The sequence below is a fragment of the Geobacter sp. DSM 9736 genome, assembly GCF_900187405.1.
Classification (GTDB): Bacteria; Desulfobacterota; Desulfuromonadia; order Geobacterales; family Geobacteraceae; genus DSM-9736.
Genome location: NZ_LT896716.1, coordinates 783698 through 809296, shown reverse-complemented (window position 1 = coordinate 809296; position 25599 = coordinate 783698). Strand labels below are relative to the sequence as shown.

Here is a 25599-nt window from a genome sequence, read left to right as displayed (position 1 = left end):
TCATAAATTAAGTCTGACCCATTCGAGTAAAAATTCAAATCAGACGAGAAGGAGAGGATTATTCTGAATCCCGCAGATGGGCAACTGAGAGACCTGCCGGGTTGAGGGGTTACCTGTTGGCACACCTGGTCCTTTTCCGATCAACCCCAACTCGAAGATCGGCTGGTAGAGCCAGCGGCTCGCTCCTTTCCCATCCTCGATGTCACGGAGGACGCCCTGGAACTCCCTGTTTGTGAACTTGATCGAATAAGCGTCCTCCAGGTCCGTCGGAGGTTCTCGCAGATTGATGTGATCCGAGGCAAACATCAGCAGCGACGATGCGGTCAACAGGGATCGCAAATGAACAGCCGGCATCGAAGAATGTAGGGGTGCGGGAGCGAACGCAGCAGGGGGAAACGATTCAGGAGAAATTACAAGGCTGCAAAAGGAAAGGAGGTAGCAAGGCAGAAGATCTGCTCTTTGTGCTGACACATGGCAGCTAGTCAGTAGTAACCGATGGGGGGAATTACGCCCCCCTAACTTTACTTTCAGAGGGAAGAGTTTGCGGCCTTTGAAAGCTTCAGTAACACCCGCCAGTCATCTCCAAATCTGACGAGAGCTTCGCAGTTGCAGGAAATGTCCGAGAATAGCAAGTATCTAAAGGCTACGTTGCCAATATTGCGGAACGCTGGCCGCTGAAGCTGTGCGAGGATCTCCTTCTCCCTGTTGTCAGGTGCAACAAGAAAGAAGTTGTATTTTTTGTCTCCGAGCGACGAAGCTAGATCCAAAAGCCGCAGCATACCGGAGTAAATCGATGTGCTCTTCTCGATCTCAAAGGCGCACTCGATCTGCCGGTTCTCCCGGTTGATCCAGATAACGTCGATCAGCGATACCGTCTTCAGGACATCCGCAGGCATTTTCAGCGGTGGAAGTTCCGAAAGAGTGAAGGACTGAAGGTTGACTCCTCTCAGACTTCTCGTACGGTCATTGGCGGCAACCCATACATCATAGCCAAGATTGCGCCCCATTTTCGTGAGCATGAACTGCATCTCAAGGTGGGAATTCTCTTCCTCCTGCTCCCTTCGCACCTCATCGTGACGCTTATTGAGTGCCTTCTCCAGCTTCGCCCTATCAAATTCCAGTGCAATTTTGAAGTTCCCCTGAAGCGCTATCTTTCCAACACCCACATCGAACAGTAGCCCCGACATGGCTCCCAGATCCTTCGAAAGTGCCGGTTGCAGTTCTTCATTGGTCCGTATAATCGTCTCGCGCATCTCCAAATATGCAGGCCAGGATCCGAGTTTCTTGTTGTCGCCGAAGACAGTATTGAAGCCATTGAGCATCGCCGTATTGAAGGGAGGCATGTGGGTCGGGTGGAGAAAGTAGAGAATGTTGGCAACAGCAGGGCCCAGCCCCTTTATGCGCCAGTCATCCAGGAGGAGAATCTCCCGTATAATTCGATCAGCCGTTGAGCAGGAAAGACAACTCTCAAGGAAGCGCGCAAAGGCAGCTTTATTCTCATCATTTTCATAGATATCAGGAATGCGCAGCTTCGGTTTCCAGTAAAAGGGATGTGCAGCACCTTCGAAGACCTGTTTTTGCTCGGTAATGCAGGTAAGAACGAACTCCAGCGGTGACCCTTTGAAGTCATTGCCAAATGTGCCGGCCTTGATCGCCTCGATAACTTCTATGACCCCCCGTCGTATCGAGCGGAAGGCTTTAATCCTCGTCTGGTTGTCGATAAACCACGTGTTGTATACCGACTCACGGTCTTCCTTATATCGCTGTACGAGCTCCTTAATATCAGCCGCCATTTTACCTCCCAGAAAAAAACGCAGTCTTTCGAATTTCCTACTCTTCTCGCGCTCATTTCGTGAAGCAAGAATTTCTAACCCTTGCGGCGGATACGCATGGATGGGTTTAGAAGTTCTGAGTAGGGGGTAGGTCTCCCTGGAACTCTCCTCGTCTCTATTCGTTGCACTTATTCCCAACGAAAAAGAGGCCACGCGAGAGGCCACGCGCAAAGCAAAAGGGGTTAGCCTTGATTGGCTAACCCCTTGATTTTGTGGAGGCGGCGAGCGGATTTGAACCGCTGAATAAAGGTTTTGCAGACCTCTGCCTTACCACTTGGCTACGCCGCCGTATAGGCACCCGTGCTACTACAGCCCCACGGAGTGACTCTTATACTATGTTACCCTAAGGTTGTCAATGGATATGTCCCGCGGAAGATGCGTGACTTGGCGCGCTCGGAGAGATTCGAACTCCCGACACCCTGGTTCGAAGCCAGGTACTCTATCCAGCTGAGCTACGAGCGCTTATCCCATTGCCGGATTTATTGATGGCGTCCCCGAGACGATTCGAACGTCCGACCCCTTCCTTAGGAGGGAAGTGCTCTATCCAGCTGAGCTACGGGGACAAACCAAGATCGCTTTTATACTCCAGTTGGTGATTCATTGCAAGTGTTTCCACCTGCGAGAGCATATTTCAGAATTTCAGCAACGAAAATACCTTTTTCTCGGGGAGCCTGCTTCTGCCATCTAGGAATTCAAGTTCTGCCATGAAGCAGCACTCGACGACTTCTCCACCCATGCTCTTCACCATGTCGACTACTGCCGACATCGTCCCCCCTGTTGCCAAAAGATCGTCCGCTATCAGGACTCGCTCACCTCTTTTTATGGAGTCACAATGGATTTCCAGCGTGTCAGTGCCGTACTCAAGGTCATAGCTCTTCTTGAAGGTTTCGGCAGGAAGTTTTCCCGGTTTCCGCACGAGGACGATACCTGCGCCGAGCTTATAGGCAAGCGCAGCTCCGATTATGAAGCCCCTTGCCTCGACACCGACAACTTTATCAATTTTGTCGCCGACGTAGCGGTGTGCGATCAGGTCCACCATCCGCTGGTACGACTTTGCGTCAGACAGCAGAGTCGTTATGTCCTTAAATATGATTCCTTTCTTGGGAAAATCCGGTATATCCCTTATTATTTTCTTCAGCTCTTCCATCGATCCTCCTATTTCATAACATTTGCTGCATCCGTTGTTTCCACAAGTTTACGAAGCTTTTCTAGCGACTTCGCCTCGATCTGCCGTATCCTCTCCCTTGTTACGCCGAAGCTGCGGCCTATTGTATCGAGAGTCTGAGGCTCCTTGTCGTCAAGGCCGAACCGGAGTGTCAGAATCTTCTTTTCGCTGTCGGAAAGGGTCTCGAACCATTTGGTGACCATTTCGTGCTTGTTTACATCCTCGAGAAGTACAGCAGGCGATACGGTAGATGTGTCTTCGATGGTGTCTATCAGGAAGTAATCGTTGTTCTCCCCCATGGGACGCTCGATTGAGTAGGTCTTCTTTAAAAGAACCATAAGCCTTCTCACGTAGACGGGAGTAGCATCCATTTCCGCAGCCACTTCCTTAACTGAAGGCTCCCTGTTCATCCGCTGGATCAGTTCTCTCGTTACGCGCAACATCTTGTTGATGTCATCCGAGACATGGACAGGCAGGCGAATGGTGCGTGACTGGTTGACAAGGGCGCGTTCGATGGACTGGCGGATCCACCAGGTTGCATAGGTTGAGAAGCGGCATTCCTTTGACAGCTTGAACCGCTCTACTGCCTTTATAAGTCCCATATTCCCTTCTTCGATCAGGTCGAGGAAGGGAAGACCGCGGTTTATGTAACGCTTGGCAATCTTGACGACGAGTCGCAGGTTTGACTCAACCATCTTGTCCCGCGCCGCCTTATCTCCTTTGGCTATACGGCGTGCCAGTTCCTTCTCTTCTTCCGCAGTCAGCAGTTTCGTCTTCTGGATTTCCCGCAGATAGAGTTTTATGGCATCGTCAAAATGCTCTTCCGGTACCTTTACTTCTTCCTCTTCTATTTCTTCTTCACATTGGAGCGCTTCCGGCTCTGGCTCTACAAATTCTTCAGCCTGTCCGTGAGTTCCTTCTTCTTCAAACACTTCGATCAGTTCCTCAGTATCCATGAGGGCTCCTTGAGAAGTCAGTTAGTATTGAGGGTACCTCGGTCTTCTTCATTCCATCCCTGTTTTCCGATCAGCTTCACGAACCTGCACTCCCCGATGTTTTCCCTCAGAAACGTGCCATCCCCCTCTTTGGTGATTCTGACAAGCATTTGGGAATGGTGCTCACCGATCGGAATTACCAGCCTGCCTCCTACGTCAAGCTGCTCAAGCAGGGTGGTGGGAATTTCTGGGGCTCCCGCTGTAACGAGAATGGCATCAAAGGGGGCTTCGTCATTCCATCCTATGGAACCGTCCCCTATTCTGAGGTTAACATTCAGCAGCCCGAGTTGATCGAGCGTCTTGCGAGCACGCAGCGCCAGAGGACGTATCCGCTCTATGGTGTAAACGTGAGCTGAAAGCATTGCCAGAACCGCTGTCTGATATCCTGAGCCGGTTCCTAATTCCAGCACCTTCTCTTTCCCCTTGAGCAGGAGGAGCTGGGACATTAAAGCAACCATGTAAGGTTGCGAGATAGTCTGTTTTTCTCCTATCGGCAAGGAAGAATCACCGTAGGCCCTGGCAGCCATCGCCTCTTCTACAAAAAGATGACGGGGTACCTTGCCAAGCGCCTCGATCACACGTTGATCAGTGATGCCTCCGCCAATGATCTGAGAGTCAATCATCCGCTTGCGTGCAGTATCGTAATTCATGTCGTATCCGGGACCTTACAAAATAGTCGCCGGAATATAACAAAGAGGCCTACAAAAGTCCAGTCTCAGAGCCACTGCCACTTCTTCAGCACATTCAGGGCCTTGTAATTTGTCAAATCGAGATGAAGCGGCGTAATGGAAACGTGGCCACGGGAGACGGCGCTGTAATCGCTACCGTCGATGTCGAGAAAGTCCATCCCTACACTGCCTATCCAATAGTAGTTTCGTCCCCTGGGGTCAACTTTATTGATGATCATCCCTTCGTAGCGACGCTTCCCCTGAGTAGTCACGACAGGAGGGAGAAGCGCAGTAGCCGGCAGATCAGGGACATTGACATTGAGAAATGTATCTGGAGGCAAGCCTTTATCAAGGATAACATGTACAAGCTTCAATGCAACTGCTGCAGCTGCATCATAATTTGCATCTTCGGCAATGGAGGCCAGTGAAATGGCAAAGGCGGGAATTCCCATTAGAGTCGCTTCCATGGCAGCTGAAACTGTACCTGAATAGGAAATGTCGTCACCCAAGTTGGCGCCGCGATTTATGCCGGAAACTATAATGTCTGGGCGAAAAGTGAGAAGCTGATGAATGCCGAGATTGACACAATCGGTGGGAGTCCCGTCTACGGCAAATGTGTTTTCGGCCAAACGTGTCGCCCTCAATGGCTGATGCAGTGTGAGTGCATGGCTTACGGCACTTCGCTCCCGGTCAGGGGCAACGACCGCTACGTCACCGATTTCACGCAAAACTGCGGCGAGTGTCTGTATTCCAGGAGAAAGAATTCCGTCATCGTTGGTAATCAGAATTTTCATATCCCCCCGCTGGATAATAGTAATATGCATAGAGGAGTAATGGATAATGGTCGAATCGGAGATGCAAGCAGATAGGAAAACAGGGGCGAAGTTATAAAAAAAGGTTTACAGAGGACCTGTAAACCTTTTTGAAGATGGTCGGGGCGACTGGATTCGAACCAGCGACCACTAGACCCCCAGTCTAGTGCGCTACCAGGCTGCGCTACGCCCCGTTATTCATAGTTTATAGCAGATCCCGAAAACTCAGAAGATCTTGCCGGACTTCACTGATTATAGCATGCACACGATGTGCGTCCTGAGGTTCTGCTTTCTTTTTTGACATCAGATGCTTCCGGGCACCTTCGATCGTAAGCTTTTCCACGTAGAGAAGGCGTTTGATTTCCAATACAGTTTCGACATCCTTCCGTGAGTAAAGCCGTTGCCCGGTCCTGCTCTTGTTCGGCTTCAAGGCTGGGAATTCGGATTCCCAGAAACGAAGAACCGACGGTCGCAACGAAGCCAGTTCGGCTACCTCCCCGATTTTAAAAAAAAGCTTATCGGGAATACCGATTGCCATTGTGCAACCTCAGATGAAGATTGTTCAGCTGTTAATAGAGGCTTTAAGTACCTGACTTGGCTTGAAGGTGAGTACTTTCCTGGCAGTTATGACTATCTCTTCGCCTGTTTGTGGATTCCTGCCCCGGCGGTCGGCTTTCTCTTTTACTACAAAATTTCCAAACCCAGCGATTTTAATCTTATCACCCTGTTCAAGGGTCGCTTTCAGAATATCGAACACGAGCTCGACCAGTTCAGCCGATTCTTTTTTAGAAAATCCTACTTTTTCATATATCTTTTCAACAATGTCAGCTTTGGTCATAACTACCTCAATACACTGAAGTTTCGGTTATATTAACAGGCTCGGCGCAACGCGTTTGGTTTATAACATAGGGTCAGAAGATAATCAACCAATTTTTATCGAATGGATGCTTTTAGATTCTTTACCATTTTTTCAACCAGACGCTGGTGAATAGGGTTTACTTCGTCATCAGTCAGTGTCCTATCGGCAGAACGGTAGCGAATCCTGATAGCTATGCTCTTCTTGCCCTCGGGAACATGCTCTCCTTTGTAAAAATCAAAAATATCGATGCCTTCCAGTTCCGGAACGTTCAGAGCCTGCAGATATCCAACAACATCCTGCGCAGGAAGCTCCTCGTCAAGAAGGAGAGCCACGTCACGGAAAGTATCAGGGAAACGTGGAGGCGGCACAATGGTTGGCACGGCATCAACGTGAGATAACAGCTTCTCGAAGTTAAATTCGATGTAAAATATCTGCTTATCGATCCCGAAGTTCTCCGAAACAGTCGGATGCAGCTCCCCGACAGAACCGACAGCCTCAGTCCCGCTGAAAATCCGGCATGATTTGCCCGGGTGAAAATATGGCGGCAGGTCGCTCGTGGAGAAGAGAGGCTGCCGTATTCTGAGAGAAGCGAGCAAATGCTCAGCCACACCCTTGGCATCGTAAAAATCAACCTCTTCTTTCCCCTGATTCCACCCTTCGGGATTGCGCCGCCCCACCATAACAGCACCGAGCATCATTGGTTCTTCGGGCAGTTCCCGTTCGGGATGAGCAAGGTATATACGACGAAGCTCGAAGATCCGAAGGGTCATGGTTCTGAAGTTCAAGTTTCGCTTTACTGTCTCGAGCAGTCCGGAAATAAGCGTTGTACGCATAACCGACTGCTCTTCTGCCAGGGGATTAAGAAGCTTGATGGGGACAGGAGGGGCGACATCAGCCTCCGGCAGCAGCTTTTCCAATGCAGAGGGTGATACGAAACTGAAGTTAATGACTTCGTTGAATCCTTGATCAACCAAGAGACTTCGTATCTGGGTTTCCAGACGCTGATGTCGGGGGGGGCGATCAGAAAAGACTCGTGCAAGCGGCATAGTGACAGGGATCCGTTCGTAGCCGTTAAGTCGTGCTACCTCCTCTATCAGATCTATTTCCCGCTCGATATCCACCCGGAAGGTCGGAATAACGATCTCGTACACACCCCGTTCGATCTGCTTGGCCTTGAATTCGAGCCTTTCAAGAAAGTGAACTATCTCCTGTTCGGAAAGATCAAGGCCGAGCAATTTGTTGACTTTGCTGCAGTTAAGGGTGATTTTTCGTTGCTCGACAGGCTGAGGATACACATCTATGACTCCAGTAGCAACACTACCGGAAGCCAGTTCTGCAATGAGAGAGGCAGCGCGGTCAAGCGCCCTCGTCAGAATGTTTATGTCGGTGCCGCGCTCGAAACGGTGGGAGGACTCTGTATGAAGGCCCAGGCGCTTGCTAGTGCGCCGGATACCGGAAGGAGCAAAATATGCGCTTTCAAGCAGAATATTACGCGTCACATCACGGATCTCGGAATTCCCTCCCCCCATTATTCCCGCTAGTGCAACAGCCTTTTCCCCGTCGCAGATCGTAAGGTCGGTGGAGATAAGGACGCGTTCCTGTCCATCGAGGGTAGTGAATTTGTCTTGGTCAGATGCTCGTTTTACGACGATCTTTCGCGCGGTGAGAAGATCGAAATCGAATGCATGGAGCGGGTGCCCATACTCAAGGAGTACGTAATTCGTCACATCGACCACATTATTGATGGAGCGCATACCTACCGCTTGCAACCGGTTTACCAGCCACTGGGGGGAAGGACCGATTGTGCAACCTGAAATGTAGCGCGCTGTGTATCGTGGGCAGCCATGAGGATCTTCAACTGTCACCGAGGCAACGGTATCAATGGGTGCGCCGCTCTCCACAACTTTCTGGACGGGATACGAAATGCGTTTCCCTAACTTTGCAGCTACTTCACGGGCGATCCCCACGACGCTAAGGCAATCCGCACGGTTTGGCGTTAGTCCGACCTCAAAAATGGTATCCTTTAATCCGAGAGCATCAAAAACAGGGGTGCCCAACTGGAGATCCTGGGGAAGGATCATGATGCCAGCCGAGTCCTCTGCCAGGCCCAACTCTTTCTCCGAGCAGAGCATACCACTCGACTCTTCTCCACGGATCTTCGATTTTTTGATGCGAAAATCCCCGGGCAGAACTGCTCCGATCTGCGCCAGGGCGACCTTGTCTCCCGCCTTGAAATTCTGAGCACCGCAGACTATGCCGAGTATCTCTGCGCCATTGTCCACCTTGCAAAGGGAAAGCTTGTCGGCGTTGGGGTGCTGCTGCTTATCGATAACCTGTGCGACGACTACGTTGTCTAGATCGCCGAAACGGCGCTCCATCCCCTCGACCTCGAGCCCAAGCATAGTCAGCAAATGTGCCAACTCCTCGGGGGGGAGATCGAACTCGACAAATTCCTTCAACCAATTATAGCTAACGATCATATTCGCACTTTCATGGAGTTATAGTCATATTCCTAAAGCAATACAAAAGATCGCAATCAGAACTGGGACAGGAACCGGATGTCGTTTTCGAAGAGCAATCGCATGTCGCTGATTCCAAACTTGAGCATTGCTATTCTTTCGATTCCCATTCCGAATGCAAAACCCGACACCGCTTCAGAATCATACTTAACATGCCTGAACACCTCGGGGTCCACCATGCCGGCTCCCAGAATTTCCAGCCAGCCCGAGTTCTTGCACACCCGGCACCCTTTTCCCTTACATATCACGCAAGCGATATCGACTTCCGCGCTCGGCTCAGTAAAAGGGAAGAAACTGGGACGCAGCCGCACTCCCGTCCCGCTTCCGAAAAGCTGATTTATGAAAATAGTAAGGATGCCTTTGAGGTCGCCGAAGGTAATACCCTTGTCAACCATGAGCCCTTCGATCTGATGAAACATAGGAGAATGCGTAGCGTCAGAGTCGCATCTATAAACTGTCCCCGGTGCTATGATCCGTACCGGAGGAGCATGCTTCAGCATCGTCCTGATCTGTACCGGAGAAGTGTGCGTGCGAAGCAGGCGCTTTTCATCAACAAAGAAAGTATCCTGCATATCACGTGCGGGATGGTCTTTAGGGAAATTCAGAGCTTCGAAGTTGTAATAATCAAGCTCGATTTCCGGCCCTTCCGCCACCTGAAATCCCAGCCCTGCAAATATTTCGGATATCTCCTCGATTATGAGAGTTACCGGGTGCTTGCTCCCCATAGGCCTGCGGCGCCCGGGCAAAGTTATGTCGATTCGCTCCTCACGCAGCCTTGCCGCCTTCTGCGATTCCCGAACGATGCCGAGATTAAGCTGAAGCTGCTCCTCAAGCCGGTCCCTTACAGAGTTGACGACCTGTCCCATGGCAGGACGATCGTCAGGCGAGAGCGCACCAATACTTTTCATGATGGTGGTGAGCTCTCCCTTTTTCCCGAGATATTTAACCCGCAGTTCCTGAAGGGCATCTTCGCTCGTCGCCTTCTGAATTTCTGACACTGCAGCTTCGAGAAGCGCCTCGAGTTTCTCTCTCATTATCAAACCTTTTTCCGATAAAAAAAGGAAATGAGCCCAAGCCCATTTCCTTATGTCCACCAGTAGATAGAGTGTTAGATCTTCGCCTTGGCAAGTACGGCGATTTCCGCGAATCCTCGTGGATCCGAAACCGCAAGATCAGCAAGTACTTTACGGTCTATCTGTACATTTGCAGATTTGAGCCCATGGATGAGCTTGCTGTAGGAAAGCCCGTTCTGCCGAGAGGCAGCATTTATGCGGGTAATCCATAGAGAACGGAAATCGCGTTTTTTAACTCGACGGTCTCTGAACGCATAATTAAGGGCGCGATCAACAGCTTCAGTAGCGCTTCTGAAAAGCTTCGAACGAGCACCCCGGTAACCTTTTGCAAGTTTCAGGACCTTGTTTCTTCGCTGTCTCGCTTTGAATCCACGTTTTACTCTTGGCATTTACTACTCCTTTAGTGAATTTTGCCGGATCCGCAAGGGGAGACGTTTCCTCACGGTTCACGGACACTGTATTCTACAGATAGGGAATCAGACGTGCGACATTCTTGTGATCTACAGCTTCAACAATCGCTCCCTTGCGAAGGTTCCGCTTGTTCTTCCGGGTCTTAGAAGTCAGGATATGACTTGTAAATGCATGGCTGCGTTTGATCTTACCGGAACCGGTCCTCTTGAACCGTTTGGCAGCGCCCCTGTTGGTCTTGAGCTTAGGCATTCTGTTCTCCTCTGCAGTCTCTATGATTTTTTCGGGGCGACAATCATGAACATGCTGCGCCCTTCCATTTTAGGCTTTACTTCGACTACCGCAATATCCTGCAATTCCTCGGTAAACCTGTCAAGGGCCTTCTGCCCCAGGTTCATGTGGGTAATCTCCCTCCCGCGGAATACGAGGGTTATTTTTGCTTTATTCCCTTCCTCCAGGAATCGGCGGACATGCTTTATCTTGAACTGAAGGTCATGCTCGTCTGTTTTCGGACGAAGCTTGACTTCCTTAAGTTGTACCTGCACCTGCTTCTTTTTTGCCTCTTGAAGCTTTTTACTCTGCTGATACTTGTATTTCCCGAAGTCCATGATTCGGCAAACCGGAGGAACGGCAGTCGGCGACACCTCAACAAGATCCAGCTGTTGGCTCTCGGCCAGTGACAGCGCCTCCCCGATGGGAAGAATCCCCAATTGTTCGCTGTCGGCACCGATGACTCGAACTTCCCGTGCTCGGATTGCCTGATTGATGTTAACTGTAGGTTTAGCTATGGTGCCACCTCCTAATGAAAACTTCGGACTTCCTTCTCTATATGTTCACAGAACTGATCAATCTTCATTGCAGGAAGGTTCTGTCCATCCCGCTGCCTCGGGGTTACAGTGGCAGATTCCACTTCCTGGTTTCCGATTACAAGCATGTACGGGATTTTCTGCAACTGGGCTTCCCGAATCTTGAATCCTAGCTTTTCATTTCGAAAATCCTTCTGAACCCTGATTCCAAGTTGGCGCAACTGCTGAAACACCTCTTCCGCGAAGGGCTGCTGAGCATCCGTTACTGTCAGCACTATCGCCTGCACAGGAGAAAGCCAAACGGGGAAACTTCCGGCGTAGTGCTCGATAAGGACACCGATGAACCGTTCAATGGCACCGAGAATAACCCGATGCACCATGACCGGGCGCTTTTTTTCACCCCCAGCGTCTATATAGGTAAGATCAAAGCGCTCCGGCAGGGTAAAATCGCACTGGATTGTAGCACACTGCCATCTCCTGTCAAGAGCGTCGCGCAGCTTGATATCTATCTTCGGCCCGTAGAAAGCACCATCCCCTTCATTGATCTCGAAGGGTCGACCGGTATCACGTAGCGCACCCAGGAGAGCGTTCGTCGCTCGCTCCCAATCCTCATCGGAGCCTATGGATTTCTCCGGACGGGTGGAAAGTTCCATCTCATACTCGAAGCCGAAAATGCCCATCACATCATTAACAAATGATATGACTCCCTTGATTTCTTCATCGAGCTGCTCCGGTGTGCAGAGGATGTGTGCATCATCCTGGGTAAAACCGCGGACACGAAGGAGTCCATGAAGCACTCCGGCCCTCTCGTGCCGATGAACAGTCCCAAGCTCGAAGAAACGCAGGGGCAGGTCGCGATAACTGCGGAGCTGGGACTTGTATATCATCATGTGGGAGAGGCAGTTCATAGGCTTCACACCGTAGCTCTGCTCATCCACCTCGGTAAAATACATGTTTTCGCGGTAGTTTTCGTAATGCCCGGACCGCTGCCACAGCTCTGTTTTCAGAATCTGGGGGCCCAGAACAATATCGTATCCCCGCCGGAAATGCTCCTTTCTTTCGAAATCCTCGAGGACGGTTCGCAGCATGGCCCCCTTGGGATGCCAGATTACGAGTCCTGCGCCCACTTCGTCAGAAAAGGAAAAGAGGTCCAGTTCGCGCCCCAGCTTTCTATGGTCGCGACGCTTTGCCTCCTCAAGCCTCATCAGATATGCATCAAGCTCTTTTTTATCAATGAACGCAGTGCCGTAGACCCGCTGGAGCATTTTCCGTTTTTCGTCGCCACGCCAGTACGCTCCGGCTATGGATGTTACCTTGAAAGCCTTGCACCACGACGTGGAGGGAAGATGGGGACCTCGACAGAGATCGACAAAGCTGCCCTGACGATACACCGACACTGTCTCAGCAGGCAGATCTTCGATCAGTTCAACCTTGTAGATTTCCCCCATCCGGCCAAAAAGCTCGAGCGCTTCCGCCTTCGAAAGAACCTGGCGTTCTATCTTAAGGTTTGCGCTTGCAAGTTCGGCCATCTTTCGTTCAATTTTTTCAAGATCTTCAGGGGAAAAGGGCTTTTGGACGTCGAAGTCGTAGTAGAAGCCGGTTTCAATAGCAGGACCGATAGTCACTTTCGCGTCAGGAAAAAGCTCTTTGACCGCCTGGGCCATGAGGTGTGAAGTGGAGTGGCGGATGATCTCGAGTGCCTCCGGGCTTTTCTCCGTTATTATCTCGACCTTTGCACGGTCCGGCACCACAGCAGCTACGTCTACCAGTTGGCCATCCACCTTTCCGGCGATGGCAGCCTTGGCAAGCCCGGCGCCTATGGATGCGGCGGCGTCAAAGATGGTTGCGCCCTCTGGCAGCGTCCTGGATGAACCATCCGGCAGCGTTATCGTGATTTCACTCATGGATGCCCCGTAACAGAAAGAGGCATCGAACTTCGATGCCCCTGCAGTTCCTCCGACTTCGCACTGTTTTAATGGTAGGCGCGGGCGGTCTCGAACCGCCGACCTCTACCGTGTCAAGGTAGCGCTCTCCCCCTGAGCTACGCGCCTGCGTAAAAACACAACACTGATACCAGTTCAAACTCAAGGTGTCAAGGGTTTTGTTGGAATTCTTTCGTTACAGCGGGCGCTCTGATGCTGAACCAGCTTAAGGACACTCTGCGCTACCTCGTCCACGCCTGTCTCAGACATGCATTGAACCCCTCTCGTGCATCTCGGAGTATAGCCGAAGATCGTACATGGAGAGCAAGGTAACCGCCTGTTGATGACAATGTGACTTTCGCCCATCGGCGCCCATTTGTCTGCTCTCCCCGGCCCGAAGAGCGAGACTGTGGGAATGCCGAGAGCCGCACCTATATGAAGAAGACCTGAATCGCCTGAGACCAGAACCGAGGCTTTTTCAATAATGGCAGCAGCTTCAATGAGTGAACTCCTGCCGGTGAGATCCAGTCCGACATTTCCCGCAGTAATTACCGTCCCTGCGTTTCGGTCTTCATTGCCACCAACCACAGCTATAGGTATCCCGCGGCAGCACAACGCCTCAGCAACAGCACGAAAACGTTCCGCCCCCCAGCGGCGCTCAGGGATGCTCGCACCCGGAAACAGAACCACAAACGGCTTAGTGACGTAACATCCAAGCATATCCGTCGCTCGCGCCTTTGCCGAAGGAGGAACCGAAAGAAACTTAGAGGGAATTTCATGTAGTTCGTGCAGCCCGAGAGGACGGAGCAGATTCAGGAATGAGAAGGTTTCATGCATCTCTTGAGAGTAAGGCACCACTTCTGTAAAGAGCCGCTTTCTCTCGTTCGTCCCGAACCCTATGGATACTCGGGCACGTATAGATCTTGCAACCACTGCGGAAAGGCGATGCCACTGCTCCGTATCTATCACCACATCGTATTCACGGCCAAGGAGGGCAAAAAGGTCCGAAAGGGTATCATAGCGGTATACCGTACCGACTCCGCTCCAGAGAGCAAAGACGCCCGCGTTTCGTCGCTCTGCCAGGACATCTATGGTTACTCCCGGAAATAGATCAAGCAACGTACCCAAGGTGGGAATCAATTGTACCGCATCACCTATGCCGCCGGGGCGTATAACCAGTATTCTCCGCGGATGCTGCGGAATCTCCCGTCTGGGAGGCGAAGGAAGAAGTGCAACGGCAGGCTTACCTACAAGCCGATCCATCTTCTTTAGCAACCTCTGCGAAGCCCTCATATCCCGATCCACTCCATGGCGGGTCTTAATCGCCTGTACACGTAAATCTGGAAGATACTCCAGACGTAATGAAATGACAACACAAGCATTATGAATGCTTTTGTCAAAGCCTTCGTTCCGGTTCCAAGCTCATGTGGGTTCCTCACCACATTTCAGAGGCTTGCTGACGCCCCCTCAACCCCTAGTCACCTATTATCGTTGATGAAAACAAAACTTACACGTTGAAATTCATTCTCATCTTTTGATAATATTTAGTCAGGGAGATGAATCAGGAGAAGGGAGGAACAAGCCATGGCAGAAAGAAGAGGAACTAAAGATCTTGGTCCAAGGACTCCGCAAATGGCGCTATCCCCTTTTCATGAGATGGAAAGGATGGAAAGGATGTTCGACGAATTCTTCAAGCATCCTTTCTCCCTGTTGACTCGGACACCATGGTCAAGGTCCTTTTCCGAGTTCGAACAGGTTCATGCACCACATGTGGATGTCTTTGAAGAGGGGAACAGCGTAGTGGTCAAAGCAGAAGTTCCAGGCATCTCAAAAGAGGAGATAGATGTCACTTTCAAAGAAAACGTTCTCACTATTTCGGGAGAGAAGAAAAAAGAAGAGAAGGTGGAAAACAAGGACTACTACCAGCTCGAACGGTCGTACGGCTCATTCAGCCGGAGCATCTTCCTCCCTACTGAAGTGAAGACGGAGGAAGCTTCGGCCACATTCAAGGATGGGGTACTTGAAATCAGAATCCCCAGAACGGAAGAATCAAAAGAGAAAGTTAAAAAAATTACGATTCACTGAGACTGTGTAAGTGCAGAAAGCCTTCCAGGAATGGAAGGTTTTTTTTTACAATTCTAAGTGACACCCGCGCCCTGAGCTGCGGCCATAAGATCCTCTATGTCGATCTTGGTCATCTGCAGCATCACCTTCATAACCCTTCGCGATCGGTCGGCATCTGGACCATTCAGGAGTTCTCCCAGAACGGTCGGCACAACCTGCCAGGAGACGCCGTATCGGTCCTTAAGCCAGCCACACTGTTGCGACTTTGGGTCCCCCCCTTCCGAGAGCCTCTCCCAAAAGTAATCCAGTTCCTCCTGAGATTCGCAGTTCACAACGAACGATATCGCCTGGTTGAATGTAAAGTATGGCCCGCCGTTCAAGGCTATAAAATCCTGACCTTCCAGTTGGAATGCAACGGTCATGACTGTCCCTTTTGGCCGTCCAGAAACCTCTGCCCCTTCCGCACTATAGTAAGTAGTGCTGGTAATCCGGGAATTATTGAAAATGGACGTATAATAACCTACAGCCTCTTCGGCCTGGTTCTCGAACCACAGAAAGGGGGTGATTTTCTGAATGCGTGTCGACATCTAGGCTCTCCTTTCCATCTGCACGGTTCGGTCGCCCCGTCTGAGCCGATTGCGACCGGAATGATTTTACATACTGTTAGTTATCTGTTTACCACGGCTGAACCCTCAGTCAACGCAACGGCCGCCCTCAATAAAGAGCAGCCTTGTTTCCCACTGCCACTTACGAAACTAAATGCCCACAAATTAGAATAAAAAAACGTTGTTATACAATGTTAGATATGCAAAAATGCACGGTATACAAAATTTTTGCATAGCAAAGGTATCTATGCCAGGACTCACACCTACGCCCGCCGAGCTAGAAGTTGCCGAAATTCTTGACAATATCCGCAGAGTCTTTCAAGTGGTAAATGAACAGTCGAAAAAGGTAGAAAAGGAAACCGGCCTAACCGGCCCACAGGCATGGGCCATAATGACAATCGCCAGGTTAGGTCCATTGAGCCTCACGAGCCTTGCCCGCCGCATGTATCTTCACCCTGCGACAGTAGGAGGAATCCTCGACCGACTTGAAAAACGCGGCTTGGTGGCGCGGACGCGCTCCGAAGAAGACCGTCGGGTGGTCGAGATAACTCTGACGGAAGAAGGAATGGCACTTGTCGAACATTCGCCTGAAGTTGCCACCAGCACCATAGCACGTGGCCTGGAGACACTCCCCCAGCAGGAGCGGGCGGAAATTATGCACGGACTTGAAAAGCTCGTGACGATTCTAGGCGCACAGGGAGTACCTCCGCGGTTGATAGGCGCAGAAGAATTGAACGTATCAAAAGAAGACTGAAACAGACGGCTGCCCTGGGAAGGTCGCTGCGGCCTTCCGCAGATCCTGAGGAGTCAATGGAAACTCGACGATCAACGCCCAATTGCTCATCCTGGACCCCCAAGTCTCTCATCTCGCTTCGCAACTACACCCGCTCCGATCTAGCCGCGGACGCCACGGCCGGCATCACCGTCGGACTTGTCGCCCTTCCTCTAGCAATGGCTTTCGGCATTTCATCAGGCGTAACCCCTCAGGCAGGAATATATACTGCCGTCATCGCGGGTTTTCTCATTTCCGCGCTGGGTGGCTCACGGACACAGATAGGTGGTCCCACGGGAGCTTTCGTCGTGGTCATCGCCGCCATAATAGCCCGTTACTCCCTCTCCGGACTGCTGATGGTAACTATGATGGCAGGGGTAATCCTCCTCATTTTAGGCATAACGGGACTTGGAAATGCAGTGAAGTTTATCCCGCGACCGGTCGTCATAGGCTTCACAAACGGCATCGCCGTCCTCATAGCATCGACCCAGATCAAAGATTTTCTCGGCATCTCCGGACCGGGGGTAGTTCCGAGCGAATTCCTGCACCGCATGGTGTGGATCGGAAACAACATTGCCGCCGTCAGTCCCGGCACTATCCTCCTTGCGCTCCTTTCCCTTACGGTCGTGATCGGAGTGGCACGGCTGACTAAGCGGGTTCCGGGCTCGATAGTCGCCCTAATAGGGGCTACGACGGCCGTGGCGCTTTTCGACCTGCCGGTTGAAACAATCGGAAGCCGGTTCGGCGGTATTCCCACAGGGTTTCCTGATATCGCGTTTCCCGAATTCCGCGTCGACCTCATATTCCCGCTACTCCCCTCGGCAATCACCGTAGCACTCCTCGCAGCCATAGAAAGCCTCCTGTCAGCAGTCGTTGCCGACTCCATGAGCGGAGACCGGCACAACTCCAACGTCGAACTGGTAGCTCAGGGAGTAGCGAATATTGCAGTACCGCTTTTCGGGGGAATTCCGGTCACCGGCGCCATCGCCCGCACCGCAACAAACATCCGTTCCGGCGCCCGCACCCCCGTCGCGGGGATGATCCACGCGTTCACGCTTCTACTCGTTATCCTCATAGCTGCGCCCCTAGCCCAGTTCATCCCGCTCGGCACTCTTTCCGCAGTTCTGCTCGTGGTTGCCTACAACATGGGGGAATGGCGCGAAGTCCCGATGATCCTCAAGCTGGAAATGAAGGACATCGCAGTCTGGGTCATCACCTTTCTTCTTACTGTCTTTGCCGATCTCACCATAGCCGTCGAAGTCGGAATGACGCTTGCGGCCCTGCTCTACATTTATCAGGTCTCCCGCACCACGGTGGTGGCTCCGGTGACGCCGGAAGCGCTGGAAGAGGCGCGGCGGCACATTGTCCAAAACCACAGCATCCCGCACTACGTGAGCATGTTCTATATCCAGGGACCCCTTCTTTTCGGTGCCGCCGAAAAGCTAAACGACATTCCCACCGATGGCCTTACGAATATAGTGATCCTGCGCCTGCGCCACACTACCGCCGTCGACGGGACCGGACTGCATGCCATCGAGCGCTTCTACGAAAGGCTCCACGCCTCGGGACGTACCCTCATCCTTTGCGGCGCACGACGTCAACCGAAAAGAATCATCTATACATCGAACCTCCCCAGAATCATGGGAGCACGCAACATCCTTCCAAATATAGGTTCAGCGCTAAGGCGGGCGGAGGAGATCCATGAAAGATTCGGAGGGGTCGGAGAAGAAGCGGCACTCACCCTGGCGGGGGCGCCGGTGTAAGCGGATGAAATAGGATCAGCCGAATCAGGAAGTCCCGGACCTGCCGATAAGTGCCGTTATGACCCGCTTTCCTTCGGAGAAGTCAAGCGGCTTGGTCAGATATGCATCCATACCGGCAGCGAGACATCTCTCCCTGTCCTTGCCAAAGGCGAAGGCGGTAAATGCCACAATCGGTGTATGACCTCCGCGTTCTTTTTCCTTCTGCCGGATCAACGAGGTCGCACTGATACCATCAAGCTTCGGCATCTGTATATCCATCAGTATCAAGTCGTAATGCCGCTGTTCCCACAGGTCCACTGCGTCTTCGCCGTTACGTGCCAGATTTGTGTCGAACCCCCACATTTCGAGCACATCCCTGACAAGCTCGCCTGCCATGGCGTCATCTTCCGCCACAAGAATCAGCGGTTTTACCGTCTCGCATGCAAGTTGCTCTTCCATCCACTTCCACTCCCGCAATCCCTGCGCTGACGAAGGGAGCCCTCCCCATTTCGGCACGAAAACATCGAGGCGTCTTCCCATAAAGGAAAGTCTGTTTCCGATTTCCTTCCTAATAATATCTCGATTCTGGATACCGTCCACCAAGAGACCGGTAAAAAGGAGGGGAGGTAGTGGACAGCACGTCAGCTCGAAACCGCAAGAACAGAACAGCAGTAAAGGCCGCACGACCTATGTCAGGAAGGATGGAGAGGTGTTTGTATGGATGGGGGAAAAGGAGTGGAACAGCCGGGAGCGACCTCAGCGATATGTGATCCCTGAAAATCCATTGTCGAATATCATCCAGTGTAAAGAAGATTATTGTTCATAAAACGAAACAAGACAGAAAAATGGCTGCAATTTCAGGTAATTGGAAAATGGCACGCCTGATGCTTTTATAAGTAGTAAACGGGTGCTGAATTAGCAGCCAAAAATATTTACAAGGAGTGAAAAATGAAAAAGATCATCATGCTTCTGGCGGCATCTTTTATTGGAACAGGTACGGCTATGGCGGTTGAGCATGCTCATGTAGGGCATGACGAGAAGTGCATAAAGGAATGTCAGATGCTAGTCAGAAACTGTGGACAGGAAGTGGACAGCATCCAGTCCCGGATATCGAAGCTTAATTTAGAAATCTCCAGGGGTACAGCTGTCTACACTATCAGAGAGTTGATAATATTGAAGCAAAAACTGGATGATGCAGAAGCCACATTGGGACATCTTACACTGGGAGGCTGATGGAATCAGCACAATATTGAAAAACGGGAGAGGCTTGTTGCCGAAGCACTCTCCCTTTTCAATCCCACTCCGCACCGTTGATTCAACCTGAACCTGTTATTGACACTCCCTCAGCAAAGAGAGAATCTGTTCGGCCTGCTTTGACCACTCGTGAAGGGTTGATATAGTTTATTCAACCAGTACCCGTACCGGCTGGTCCATAGCAGATACCACACATCCTTATGTGGAGAAGTCGCAATGTCGCTCGTCCTCTACCTCATCGGCTACGCCTTCGTCATCGGGGGAATCGTCTGGGCTCTGCTCCTTGCCGGGGTGAAATCTAGCCACATCGGCATCGCCGTCCTGATCCTCGTCGGCATCGCGATCATCACAGGCGTAAAACACACCGGCTCGAAGAGATAACCATCCCGACCCGGAAGCAGGGAGAATGCTCAGAATTCATTTGGCTTGTCACGGTGCCTCTGAGTTCCGTCCGCAGTCTCCGCACCCTTAGCTTCCCGCTCGGGACGAGTCGTTGCAGGCGAGGCTGCCGGAGCCCCGGGGGAGGACTCCCGCAGGTGGGTTTCCGGCATTGATTCGAAAACCCCGCGAAGCCCTGCGACTGCCCGCTCCAGTTGGAAGAGATCGGAGTCGAGACTGTCGGTATCTTGTGCCGACAGCCGCGATGCCGACGCCTGCACCGCGCTTACCTGAGGTTCCAGCGCATCCTTGCCGCCACCGGTCTCGATCCCCTTCCCTCCATTGCCCGAATGGTGGACGTGCGGAAGGGACTCCACCACCCCCCGAAGGTCGGCCACTGCCCGCTCGAGCTCCGCGAAATCAGATTCCAGCCCCGCAGTGTCGCGTGCCGAGAGTCGTGCAGCAAACATCTTGACCGCAGTGACCTGTAGCTCCACCGCCTCCTTTACCCGTCTCGTCTCTAGGTTCCTCGTCACGACAGGCCTCCTGATGAAAGTTCGAAACTAACACGCAAATTGTAACACCTTAGTCGCAACTGCGCCTCCCACCCCACTCTATTTCGATAGAGATTCAATCTGATCCACAGACTCCCGGAAGAACTTACGCCTTAAGGAGCTCCTCCACCACCCCCCCTCGCAGGACCCTTTCCGCAGAAGACCTGATGAGATCGATTTTTTCCCGGTCATCGGCACTTATCTTCGATACATGATCAGTCACCTTTGAAAAAACCTCCGCCGTCGTCTCGACAATCCTTAAATACGGGACCCCGCTCTCAGTGAGGATCTGCTGGGTTATAGGGGAGATCGGCGCGTGCCCCGGGATGACGAGCCCGGCAATCCTCTCTCGGTATTCGGGAATGTGGTAGAGGGAGGAGATGGTGACGATGAGTTCATCGCGGGAGCTGGTGGTGACTAGTAGAGTCGAGGGGAGGAGCCCGTCCACTACCTTTTGCGAGGATGCCGCGCCGAGCTGGATGTGGTGAATGATCCTGTTTCGCTGCGAGGTGTCGCCTAGAAGCGGATGCCCGAGAAGCCGTGAGATGTGAGCGAGGGTCGGATCGGCGAGCACTGGAGAAAAATCGAAGGCGCCTGCCACCATAAGACCCCTTGGGGCAAAAGCCTTCCGCAGGTATGAAAGCGACTCCTCACGCTTCTCCGGCAAGAGCTTGTTCACGAGGAGAAGCTTCACCTCCACCCCTTCCCGCTCGTAAAGGGGAAGGTTCAATTCCACTGCGTCTATGACGTTGCCGATACCGCCACCGGCGACCATCACCACCGGGGCATCCACGGCCCGCGCAACACGTGCATTATTGAGCCCGATCACTGACCCGACTCCGCCATGCCCCGACCCTTCCACCACGAGAAACTCCGACTTGCTCTCAAGTTTGTTGCAGGCTTCCCGTATCCGCTCCTCAGCAGCCTCCCTGGATTGCAGCCCGTCTAGGTACTGTTTTGTCGACCCGCGGCCCAGAACCACCGGAGACATGAAGGCGATATCCTCCTCCAGCCCGTAGATGCCTGCCATCAGGGCAGCGTCCTTGTCTACGACAATGTCGTTGAATGTCATGCATTTCGGGCCTATTGGCTTCATGAAAGCTACCTGGCCGTACATCTGCCGGGCCAGGTGAAGCAGAGAGATGCTGATAGTTGTCTTGCCGCAATGCTGCCCGGTAGCAGCGACGAAAATCTTTTTGCACATTACGTGTTCCCCCTACGCGTCTTTACTGTTGTATCGATACGATAAAGCGGCTGGATTCGGAAGACAATAATGTATACCGAAGTTACGGTATACAGTTCGGATGGGCAAAGCGAGAGGTGTGAAATTGATATTCAAATTGTGCTATAATCATTTCAAAGGAAGGAGGGGCCAGCCATGAGAGACATGAACATTGAAAGCACAGATCTGAACCTCAACTGGTGTTTCGAAGGCGGGTGCACCTATTTGGCAGATACGGACACCACTCCCGGAAAAGAGGATGAACTTGATACCACCGAACTTGAAATGATGTTCATGGAACCATGCATTGCCATGTTCGACTAGGTGCTAACCGCAAGCCGCCACGGGAGTGCGTCCTGTATCGGCGATGAGGAGCGTAATTTACGGGCGGCTCGCTGGAATGCTTCGGTGAGACCTTTAAAGCGTGAAAAGGCCCGTGGAACTCACGGGCCTTTTACGGTCTTTTAAGTTACAAATCTCTCTTATTCAAGGAATCAACATTTAAACCAACCTGCCATTTTGTTAAGGTTATCCGCCAACCCAGCCAGCTCCTGTGCCGCACGGTTGATTTCCCCCGTAGCTGATTCCGTCGAACGGGTAATGTCCTCGATTTTTTCCATACTGGCCGAGACCTCGGAAGCAGTCGCTGACTGCTGCTCGGCAGCAGTGGCAATTCGCGTAACCATATCGGCTCCCTGGCTCGAGGCATCTACAATTTTCTCCAAGGCGTCCTTCGCTTCGCCTGCAAGAGCTACTCCCTCCTCGACACGCCGAGTTCCGGATTGCATCGAAACCACCGACTGCTTAGTCTGGGACTGGATCTCCCGGATCATGCCGCCTATCTCGCTGGTTGCCTGCGTAGTTCGCTCCGCAAGGTTTCGCACCTCATCTGCAACCACGGCAAACCCCATACCGGCATCCCCGGCGCGGGCCGCTTCAATTGCCGCGTTCAGCGCCAGCAGGTTCGTCTGGTCCGCGATCTCGTTGATTGTGTTGACAATATCGCCGATCCGTTCGGAGCTGGTACCGAGCTGGCTTATGCTCTGGGCAGTATCCCGAACCGCCTTGGCTATCTCTTCCATACCATTCACTGTGTTCCCGACGGTCTCCTTTCCCCCTGAAGCTATGGAAAGAGAGTTGGAGGTCGCTTGCGCAGCATTGCCAGCATTGGCAGCAACTTCCTGGATAGTCTGGTTCATTTCGGTCATTGCCGTGGCCGCCTGGGCGACTTGGCTTGCCTGCTGCTGGGCTCCGCGGTTCAGCTCCTCCGCTGTCTGCGTGAGATCCCTGGAATGATCCGCAAGATTGTTGATCGCCTGCCGCAATCCTCCCGTGATTTCCTTCAGCCGCACCACAGCACTGTTGAAATGACTTGCCAGCTGACCGAACTCGTCTTTGCGCTTGTCATCAAGATGTACACTGAAATCTCCGTTGCCGAATTTTTCCGCCATATCGCTCAATGCCTTGATCGGCTTAGTGATGCTTCTCACGAGGAGGACACTGAAGGCAATCCCGAGTATGAGCACCACCAGACCGATGATGCTTACCGTGGCGATGTTGGAACGGAAGACCGTATTTACGGATTTAACAGCTTTGCTCTGTTCCTCCTGGGCGCTCGTCATCCCTTTCCTGCCCTCTTCCCGCTGGGCAGCCACAACACCCTTGAGCTTCTCGTTTAGGGCCTGTGCCTGCCGAGTTACGTCGAGGGAATGCTGCAGCTTGACGACAACCCCGTCCTTGGCCAGCAGGAGACTGCGTATCTCCTGGAGCGAGCCGAGCACATCCCGAAGTTGGCGCACCTGAGACCCGTAGCCGGACTGCACTCTCGCACGCACTGCATCAGCTTGGGCGAACTTTCGCTCAAGCTCGGCACGCACCGTTGCGAGTTCCTGCGCATTTTCCGCATCGAAAAGTTCCCTGGTGAGGCTTCTGATATCCCCTCCTATGGCTACGAGGTCGGAGTTCATCGACATTACTGAACTTGCAGATTCGGAGCCCTTTAAAGAGTCCTCGAACCGCTTGTTCTCACTTGTGTTGACTTCCGCCGCCTTCTCGACCAGGTCCCCCATGATGACCGTCATCTGGGCCAGCTTCTGCAAGGCTGCCGCGTGTGTCTCATTGAAGTGCTTCTTGAGGTCTTCGGTAGGAGCTGCGATGATGGCGTTCTTGGTCTCGATAAGGCCACCAGGGCCGGTTACCTGCTTCGTTATTTCGTTGATGCCATCCATAAGACTTTTTACGGCAGCGGTGTCCTTTTCGGCTTTAGCCAAGGCGCCTGTCGTCACCCACCGGGAGGCCACCGTGTACTGGCTACGGGCGACCGTGACCCCGGTCTTGTTCTCGGCGGCGGCAACCTGGAGCAGGGCCATCTTGACGTCGTTGATGGCGTTCATCGTGGCCTGGACATTCTTCACACGCTGGCTGATCTGCTTCACGCTTTCGTTGGAGGTGGAGAGCTGGGTCATGGAACCCTTCTGGAGCTTTTTCATGGCTCCGTCCATCTCCTTAAGCTTCTGGCTGATCTGCTGAAGCTTTCCTTTCATAAGAAGATCGGCCTTCCCGGCCTCTTCCCGTGCCTTGAGCTTCTCACCTACGGTCCGGATAAGATCGGCCGTAATGGCGGCCAGTTCATCAAGATGCTGCTTCTCCGTTCCTTCGACGGACGCATTTCCCTTGAAAGAGGCGAGCTCCGTAGAAATATTCGTTACCTCCGCCAGCGTTTTTTCCAGATCGCTTCGTGCTGCAGCCAGCTCTTGAGGTGACGTGGAGCCGACCAGCTTGAGGAGGTTAGAGGTATGTTCCTGCACTGCGCGTTGCAACTCGATGGTCTTCAGCTGATATGGAGTCGACTTTTCCGTCAGAACAGACAGCTTGGATTGCACGAAGCGCATGCCGGCCAAGCTGAAGCCGGCGATGATCACGATGCCGGCGATTGTCAGAAACATATTGGCGAAAAGTTTTGTCTTGATGGTCATCGAGCTCTTTCCCAGACTACATTGCGTGGAGGGGGGACGTTGCCGCCCCCCCTGCGTTAAGGCATCGGTTCACTAATCCTTGATGTACTTCTTCCCTTCACCCGTGAAGAAGTCGAGTACCTTTTTCACCTTTGCCGAAGGCTCGCCACGGGTAATCAGCATCAGCGGCCGGCTGATCTCCGGAGTCTCCACTATCTTCACCTTCTCCTTGTTACCAGGCAGGTTTATGAATCCCATGCTCACCGCCCCGATCGCCTCCGGGAGCTGACCGACGTTATCGATTTCTTCACGGGTGGTTTTCACCTCGATGGCGCCGTCGACGTATTTGGCGTTATCCATCATTACCTTGGAAAACACCTTGCGGGTAGCGGACCCGGCATGAGAGGTAACGACGATGACGGGCTGGTCCGCACCGCCGACTTCTTTCCAGTTGTCGATGGTTCCGGTATGAAGCCCTTTGAGCTGGTCCTTGGAAAGTTTCGAAACCGGATTGGCCGGGTTGACGATGACTTTGATGACGTCGCTTGTTATGACGTTGGGCTTGAGGTCGGCCGGGGCATCCTTGCCGGTGGCGGCCTTCATGCTTGCCACGGCGTCCGCCAGTTCTTCCGAAGCCATGGATGCATCAGCCTTGCCTGCCACTAGGTCTTCGAGTCCGTTGCCGGTGCCGTTACCGACGAGCTCCAGATCGATTCCGGTTGCTTTCTTTAGTGCCTCCTTGCCCGGCTCGAAGATACGTTTCTGGCAGGTAGTCGAACCGTGCAGCTTGACGGTTTCCGCCTGGGCGACAGCGGCAGTCGCGAGCAGGGCACAGGCAAGTAATGAGATGTACTTTTTCATCAATGACATCCTCCTTAGGATAAAATATCTTTAAGGCGAATCGGTGTATACTCATTCGACTTTAGCTCCATACTTAAAAAAAAACGGGCTCCCCATGCAGGAGCCCGTCAAGTGACTGGTTTTTAACGTTTCCG

Annotated in this window: 27 protein-coding genes and 5 tRNA genes; 6 read left to right on the top strand and 26 right to left on the bottom strand. The window is 52.4% G+C overall.

The window, feature by feature from the left end; genetic code table 11:
- Positions 1-39: 39 nt before the first annotated feature.
- From CFB04_RS03785 to CFB04_RS03690, 20 genes are all read right to left on the bottom strand, one after another.
- Positions 40-327 (bottom strand): hypothetical protein, encoded by a 288-nt coding sequence (locus CFB04_RS03785; protein WP_157698706.1) that lies wholly within the window; start codon positions 325-327, stop codon positions 40-42.
- Positions 328-527: 200 nt separating this feature from the next.
- Complete coding sequence (locus CFB04_RS03780) at positions 528-1793, bottom strand: hypothetical protein (protein WP_088534039.1); 1266 nt, start codon at positions 1791-1793, stop codon at positions 528-530.
- A gap of 252 nt (positions 1794-2045) precedes the next feature.
- Positions 2046-2120, bottom strand: a tRNA-Cys gene (locus tag CFB04_RS03775).
- 97 nt (positions 2121-2217) lie between these two features.
- Positions 2218-2294 (bottom strand) — tRNA-Arg (locus CFB04_RS03770).
- A gap of 24 nt (positions 2295-2318) precedes the next feature.
- Positions 2319-2395 (bottom strand) — tRNA-Arg (locus CFB04_RS03765).
- A 68-nt stretch (positions 2396-2463) separates the two neighbouring features.
- Positions 2464-2979 (bottom strand): adenine phosphoribosyltransferase, encoded by a 516-nt coding sequence (locus CFB04_RS03760; protein ID WP_088534038.1) that lies wholly within the window; start codon positions 2977-2979, stop codon positions 2464-2466.
- A gap of 8 nt (positions 2980-2987) precedes the next feature.
- Complete coding sequence (locus tag CFB04_RS03755; RefSeq protein WP_088534037.1) at positions 2988-3953, bottom strand: RNA polymerase sigma factor RpoD/SigA; 966 nt, start codon at positions 3951-3953, stop codon at positions 2988-2990.
- Positions 3954-3970: 17 nt separating this feature from the next.
- Entirely contained in the window at positions 3971-4642 is a 672-nt protein-coding gene (locus CFB04_RS03750; RefSeq protein ID WP_088534036.1) for a protein-L-isoaspartate(D-aspartate) O-methyltransferase, read from the bottom strand.
- Positions 4643-4707: 65 nt separating this feature from the next.
- Complete coding sequence (surE, locus tag CFB04_RS03745; RefSeq protein ID WP_088534035.1) at positions 4708-5454, bottom strand: 5'/3'-nucleotidase SurE; 747 nt, start codon at positions 5452-5454, stop codon at positions 4708-4710.
- Between the two features lie 135 nt (positions 5455-5589).
- Positions 5590-5666 (bottom strand) — tRNA-Pro (locus CFB04_RS03740).
- 11 nt (positions 5667-5677) lie between these two features.
- The gene (locus CFB04_RS03735) at positions 5678-6010 is read right to left on the bottom strand and encodes a MerR family transcriptional regulator (RefSeq protein ID WP_088534034.1); all 333 of its coding nucleotides are present in this window, start codon (positions 6008-6010) and stop codon (positions 5678-5680) included.
- A gap of 24 nt (positions 6011-6034) precedes the next feature.
- Positions 6035-6310 (bottom strand): integration host factor subunit alpha, encoded by a 276-nt coding sequence (locus CFB04_RS03730; protein ID WP_088534033.1) that lies wholly within the window; start codon positions 6308-6310, stop codon positions 6035-6037.
- A 95-nt stretch (positions 6311-6405) separates the two neighbouring features.
- A complete protein-coding gene (gene pheT / locus CFB04_RS03725; RefSeq protein ID WP_088534032.1) occupies positions 6406-8811 on the bottom strand; it encodes a phenylalanine--tRNA ligase subunit beta in 2406 nt (801 codons plus the stop codon).
- 56 nt (positions 8812-8867) lie between these two features.
- Positions 8868-9884: a phenylalanine--tRNA ligase subunit alpha gene (gene pheS / locus CFB04_RS03720; protein WP_088534031.1), complete on the bottom strand. Its 1017-nt coding sequence runs from the start codon at positions 9882-9884 to the stop codon at positions 8868-8870.
- Between the two features lie 74 nt (positions 9885-9958).
- A complete protein-coding gene (gene rplT / locus CFB04_RS03715; RefSeq protein ID WP_088534030.1) occupies positions 9959-10312 on the bottom strand; it encodes a 50S ribosomal protein L20 in 354 nt (117 codons plus the stop codon).
- Positions 10313-10385: 73 nt separating this feature from the next.
- Entirely contained in the window at positions 10386-10583 is a 198-nt protein-coding gene (gene rpmI, locus CFB04_RS03710; protein ID WP_088534029.1) for a 50S ribosomal protein L35, read from the bottom strand.
- Between the two features lie 20 nt (positions 10584-10603).
- Positions 10604-11119 (bottom strand): translation initiation factor IF-3, encoded by a 516-nt coding sequence (gene infC, locus CFB04_RS03705; protein ID WP_088534028.1) that lies wholly within the window; start codon positions 11117-11119, stop codon positions 10604-10606.
- A gap of 11 nt (positions 11120-11130) precedes the next feature.
- Positions 11131-13041, bottom strand: coding sequence for a threonine--tRNA ligase (gene thrS, locus CFB04_RS03700; protein WP_088534027.1), 1911 nt, complete (start codon positions 13039-13041; stop codon positions 11131-11133).
- Positions 13042-13113: 72 nt separating this feature from the next.
- Positions 13114-13188, bottom strand: a tRNA-Val gene (locus CFB04_RS03695).
- A 33-nt stretch (positions 13189-13221) separates the two neighbouring features.
- Positions 13222-14352, bottom strand: coding sequence for a glycosyltransferase family 9 protein (locus tag CFB04_RS03690; RefSeq protein WP_088534026.1), 1131 nt, complete (start codon positions 14350-14352; stop codon positions 13222-13224).
- A 291-nt stretch (positions 14353-14643) separates the two neighbouring features.
- Here CFB04_RS03690 and CFB04_RS03685 point away from each other — a divergent pair, with 291 nt between their 5' ends.
- A complete protein-coding gene (locus CFB04_RS03685) occupies positions 14644-15144 on the top strand; it encodes an Hsp20/alpha crystallin family protein (protein ID WP_172825433.1) in 501 nt (166 codons plus the stop codon).
- 53 nt (positions 15145-15197) lie between these two features.
- Here CFB04_RS03685 and CFB04_RS03680 read toward each other — a convergent pair whose 3' ends face one another.
- A complete protein-coding gene (locus CFB04_RS03680) occupies positions 15198-15710 on the bottom strand; it encodes a VOC family protein (RefSeq protein WP_088534024.1) in 513 nt (170 codons plus the stop codon).
- A 265-nt stretch (positions 15711-15975) separates the two neighbouring features.
- On the opposite strand from CFB04_RS03680, the gene CFB04_RS03675 reads away from it, so the two are divergent.
- Together CFB04_RS03675 and CFB04_RS03670 are read left to right on the top strand one after the other, a co-directional pair.
- The gene (locus CFB04_RS03675; RefSeq protein ID WP_088534023.1) at positions 15976-16482 is read left to right on the top strand and encodes a MarR family winged helix-turn-helix transcriptional regulator; all 507 of its coding nucleotides are present in this window, start codon (positions 15976-15978) and stop codon (positions 16480-16482) included.
- A gap of 56 nt (positions 16483-16538) precedes the next feature.
- Positions 16539-18263 (top strand): SulP family inorganic anion transporter, encoded by a 1725-nt coding sequence (locus CFB04_RS03670; protein ID WP_088534022.1) that lies wholly within the window; start codon positions 16539-16541, stop codon positions 18261-18263.
- Between the two features lie 24 nt (positions 18264-18287).
- Here the strand turns inward: CFB04_RS03670 and CFB04_RS03665 are convergent, their stop codons facing one another.
- Complete coding sequence (locus CFB04_RS03665; RefSeq protein WP_088534021.1) at positions 18288-18782, bottom strand: response regulator; 495 nt, start codon at positions 18780-18782, stop codon at positions 18288-18290.
- Between the two features lie 408 nt (positions 18783-19190).
- Between CFB04_RS03665 and CFB04_RS03660 the strand changes: the two genes are divergently transcribed.
- Together CFB04_RS03660 and CFB04_RS18015 are read left to right on the top strand one after the other, a co-directional pair.
- Positions 19191-19475: a hypothetical protein gene (locus tag CFB04_RS03660; protein ID WP_088534020.1), complete on the top strand. Its 285-nt coding sequence runs from the start codon at positions 19191-19193 to the stop codon at positions 19473-19475.
- Positions 19476-19712: 237 nt separating this feature from the next.
- Positions 19713-19877, top strand: coding sequence for a hypothetical protein (locus tag CFB04_RS18015; RefSeq protein ID WP_172825432.1), 165 nt, complete (start codon positions 19713-19715; stop codon positions 19875-19877).
- A gap of 29 nt (positions 19878-19906) precedes the next feature.
- On the opposite strand, the gene CFB04_RS03655 is transcribed toward CFB04_RS18015, so the two are convergent.
- Positions 19907-20410: a hypothetical protein gene (locus CFB04_RS03655; RefSeq protein ID WP_088534019.1), complete on the bottom strand. Its 504-nt coding sequence runs from the start codon at positions 20408-20410 to the stop codon at positions 19907-19909.
- Positions 20411-20534: 124 nt separating this feature from the next.
- A complete protein-coding gene (locus CFB04_RS03650; protein ID WP_088534018.1) occupies positions 20535-21632 on the bottom strand; it encodes an AAA family ATPase in 1098 nt (365 codons plus the stop codon).
- Positions 21633-21806: 174 nt separating this feature from the next.
- Between CFB04_RS03650 and CFB04_RS17790 the strand changes: the two genes are divergently transcribed.
- Entirely contained in the window at positions 21807-21974 is a 168-nt protein-coding gene (locus CFB04_RS17790; protein WP_157698705.1) for a hypothetical protein, read from the top strand.
- A gap of 170 nt (positions 21975-22144) precedes the next feature.
- Here CFB04_RS17790 and CFB04_RS03645 read toward each other — a convergent pair whose 3' ends face one another.
- Both CFB04_RS03645 and CFB04_RS03640 read right to left on the bottom strand, forming a co-directional pair.
- Positions 22145-24625, bottom strand: a complete 2481-nt coding sequence (locus tag CFB04_RS03645) for a methyl-accepting chemotaxis protein (protein WP_088534017.1) — start codon at positions 24623-24625, stop codon at positions 22145-22147.
- Positions 24626-24697: 72 nt separating this feature from the next.
- Positions 24698-25465 carry a substrate-binding domain-containing protein gene (locus CFB04_RS03640; protein ID WP_088534016.1) on the bottom strand — a complete coding sequence of 256 codons (768 nt, stop codon included), beginning with the start codon at positions 25463-25465 and terminating at the stop codon, positions 24698-24700.
- Positions 25466-25599: the final 134 nt, after the last annotated feature.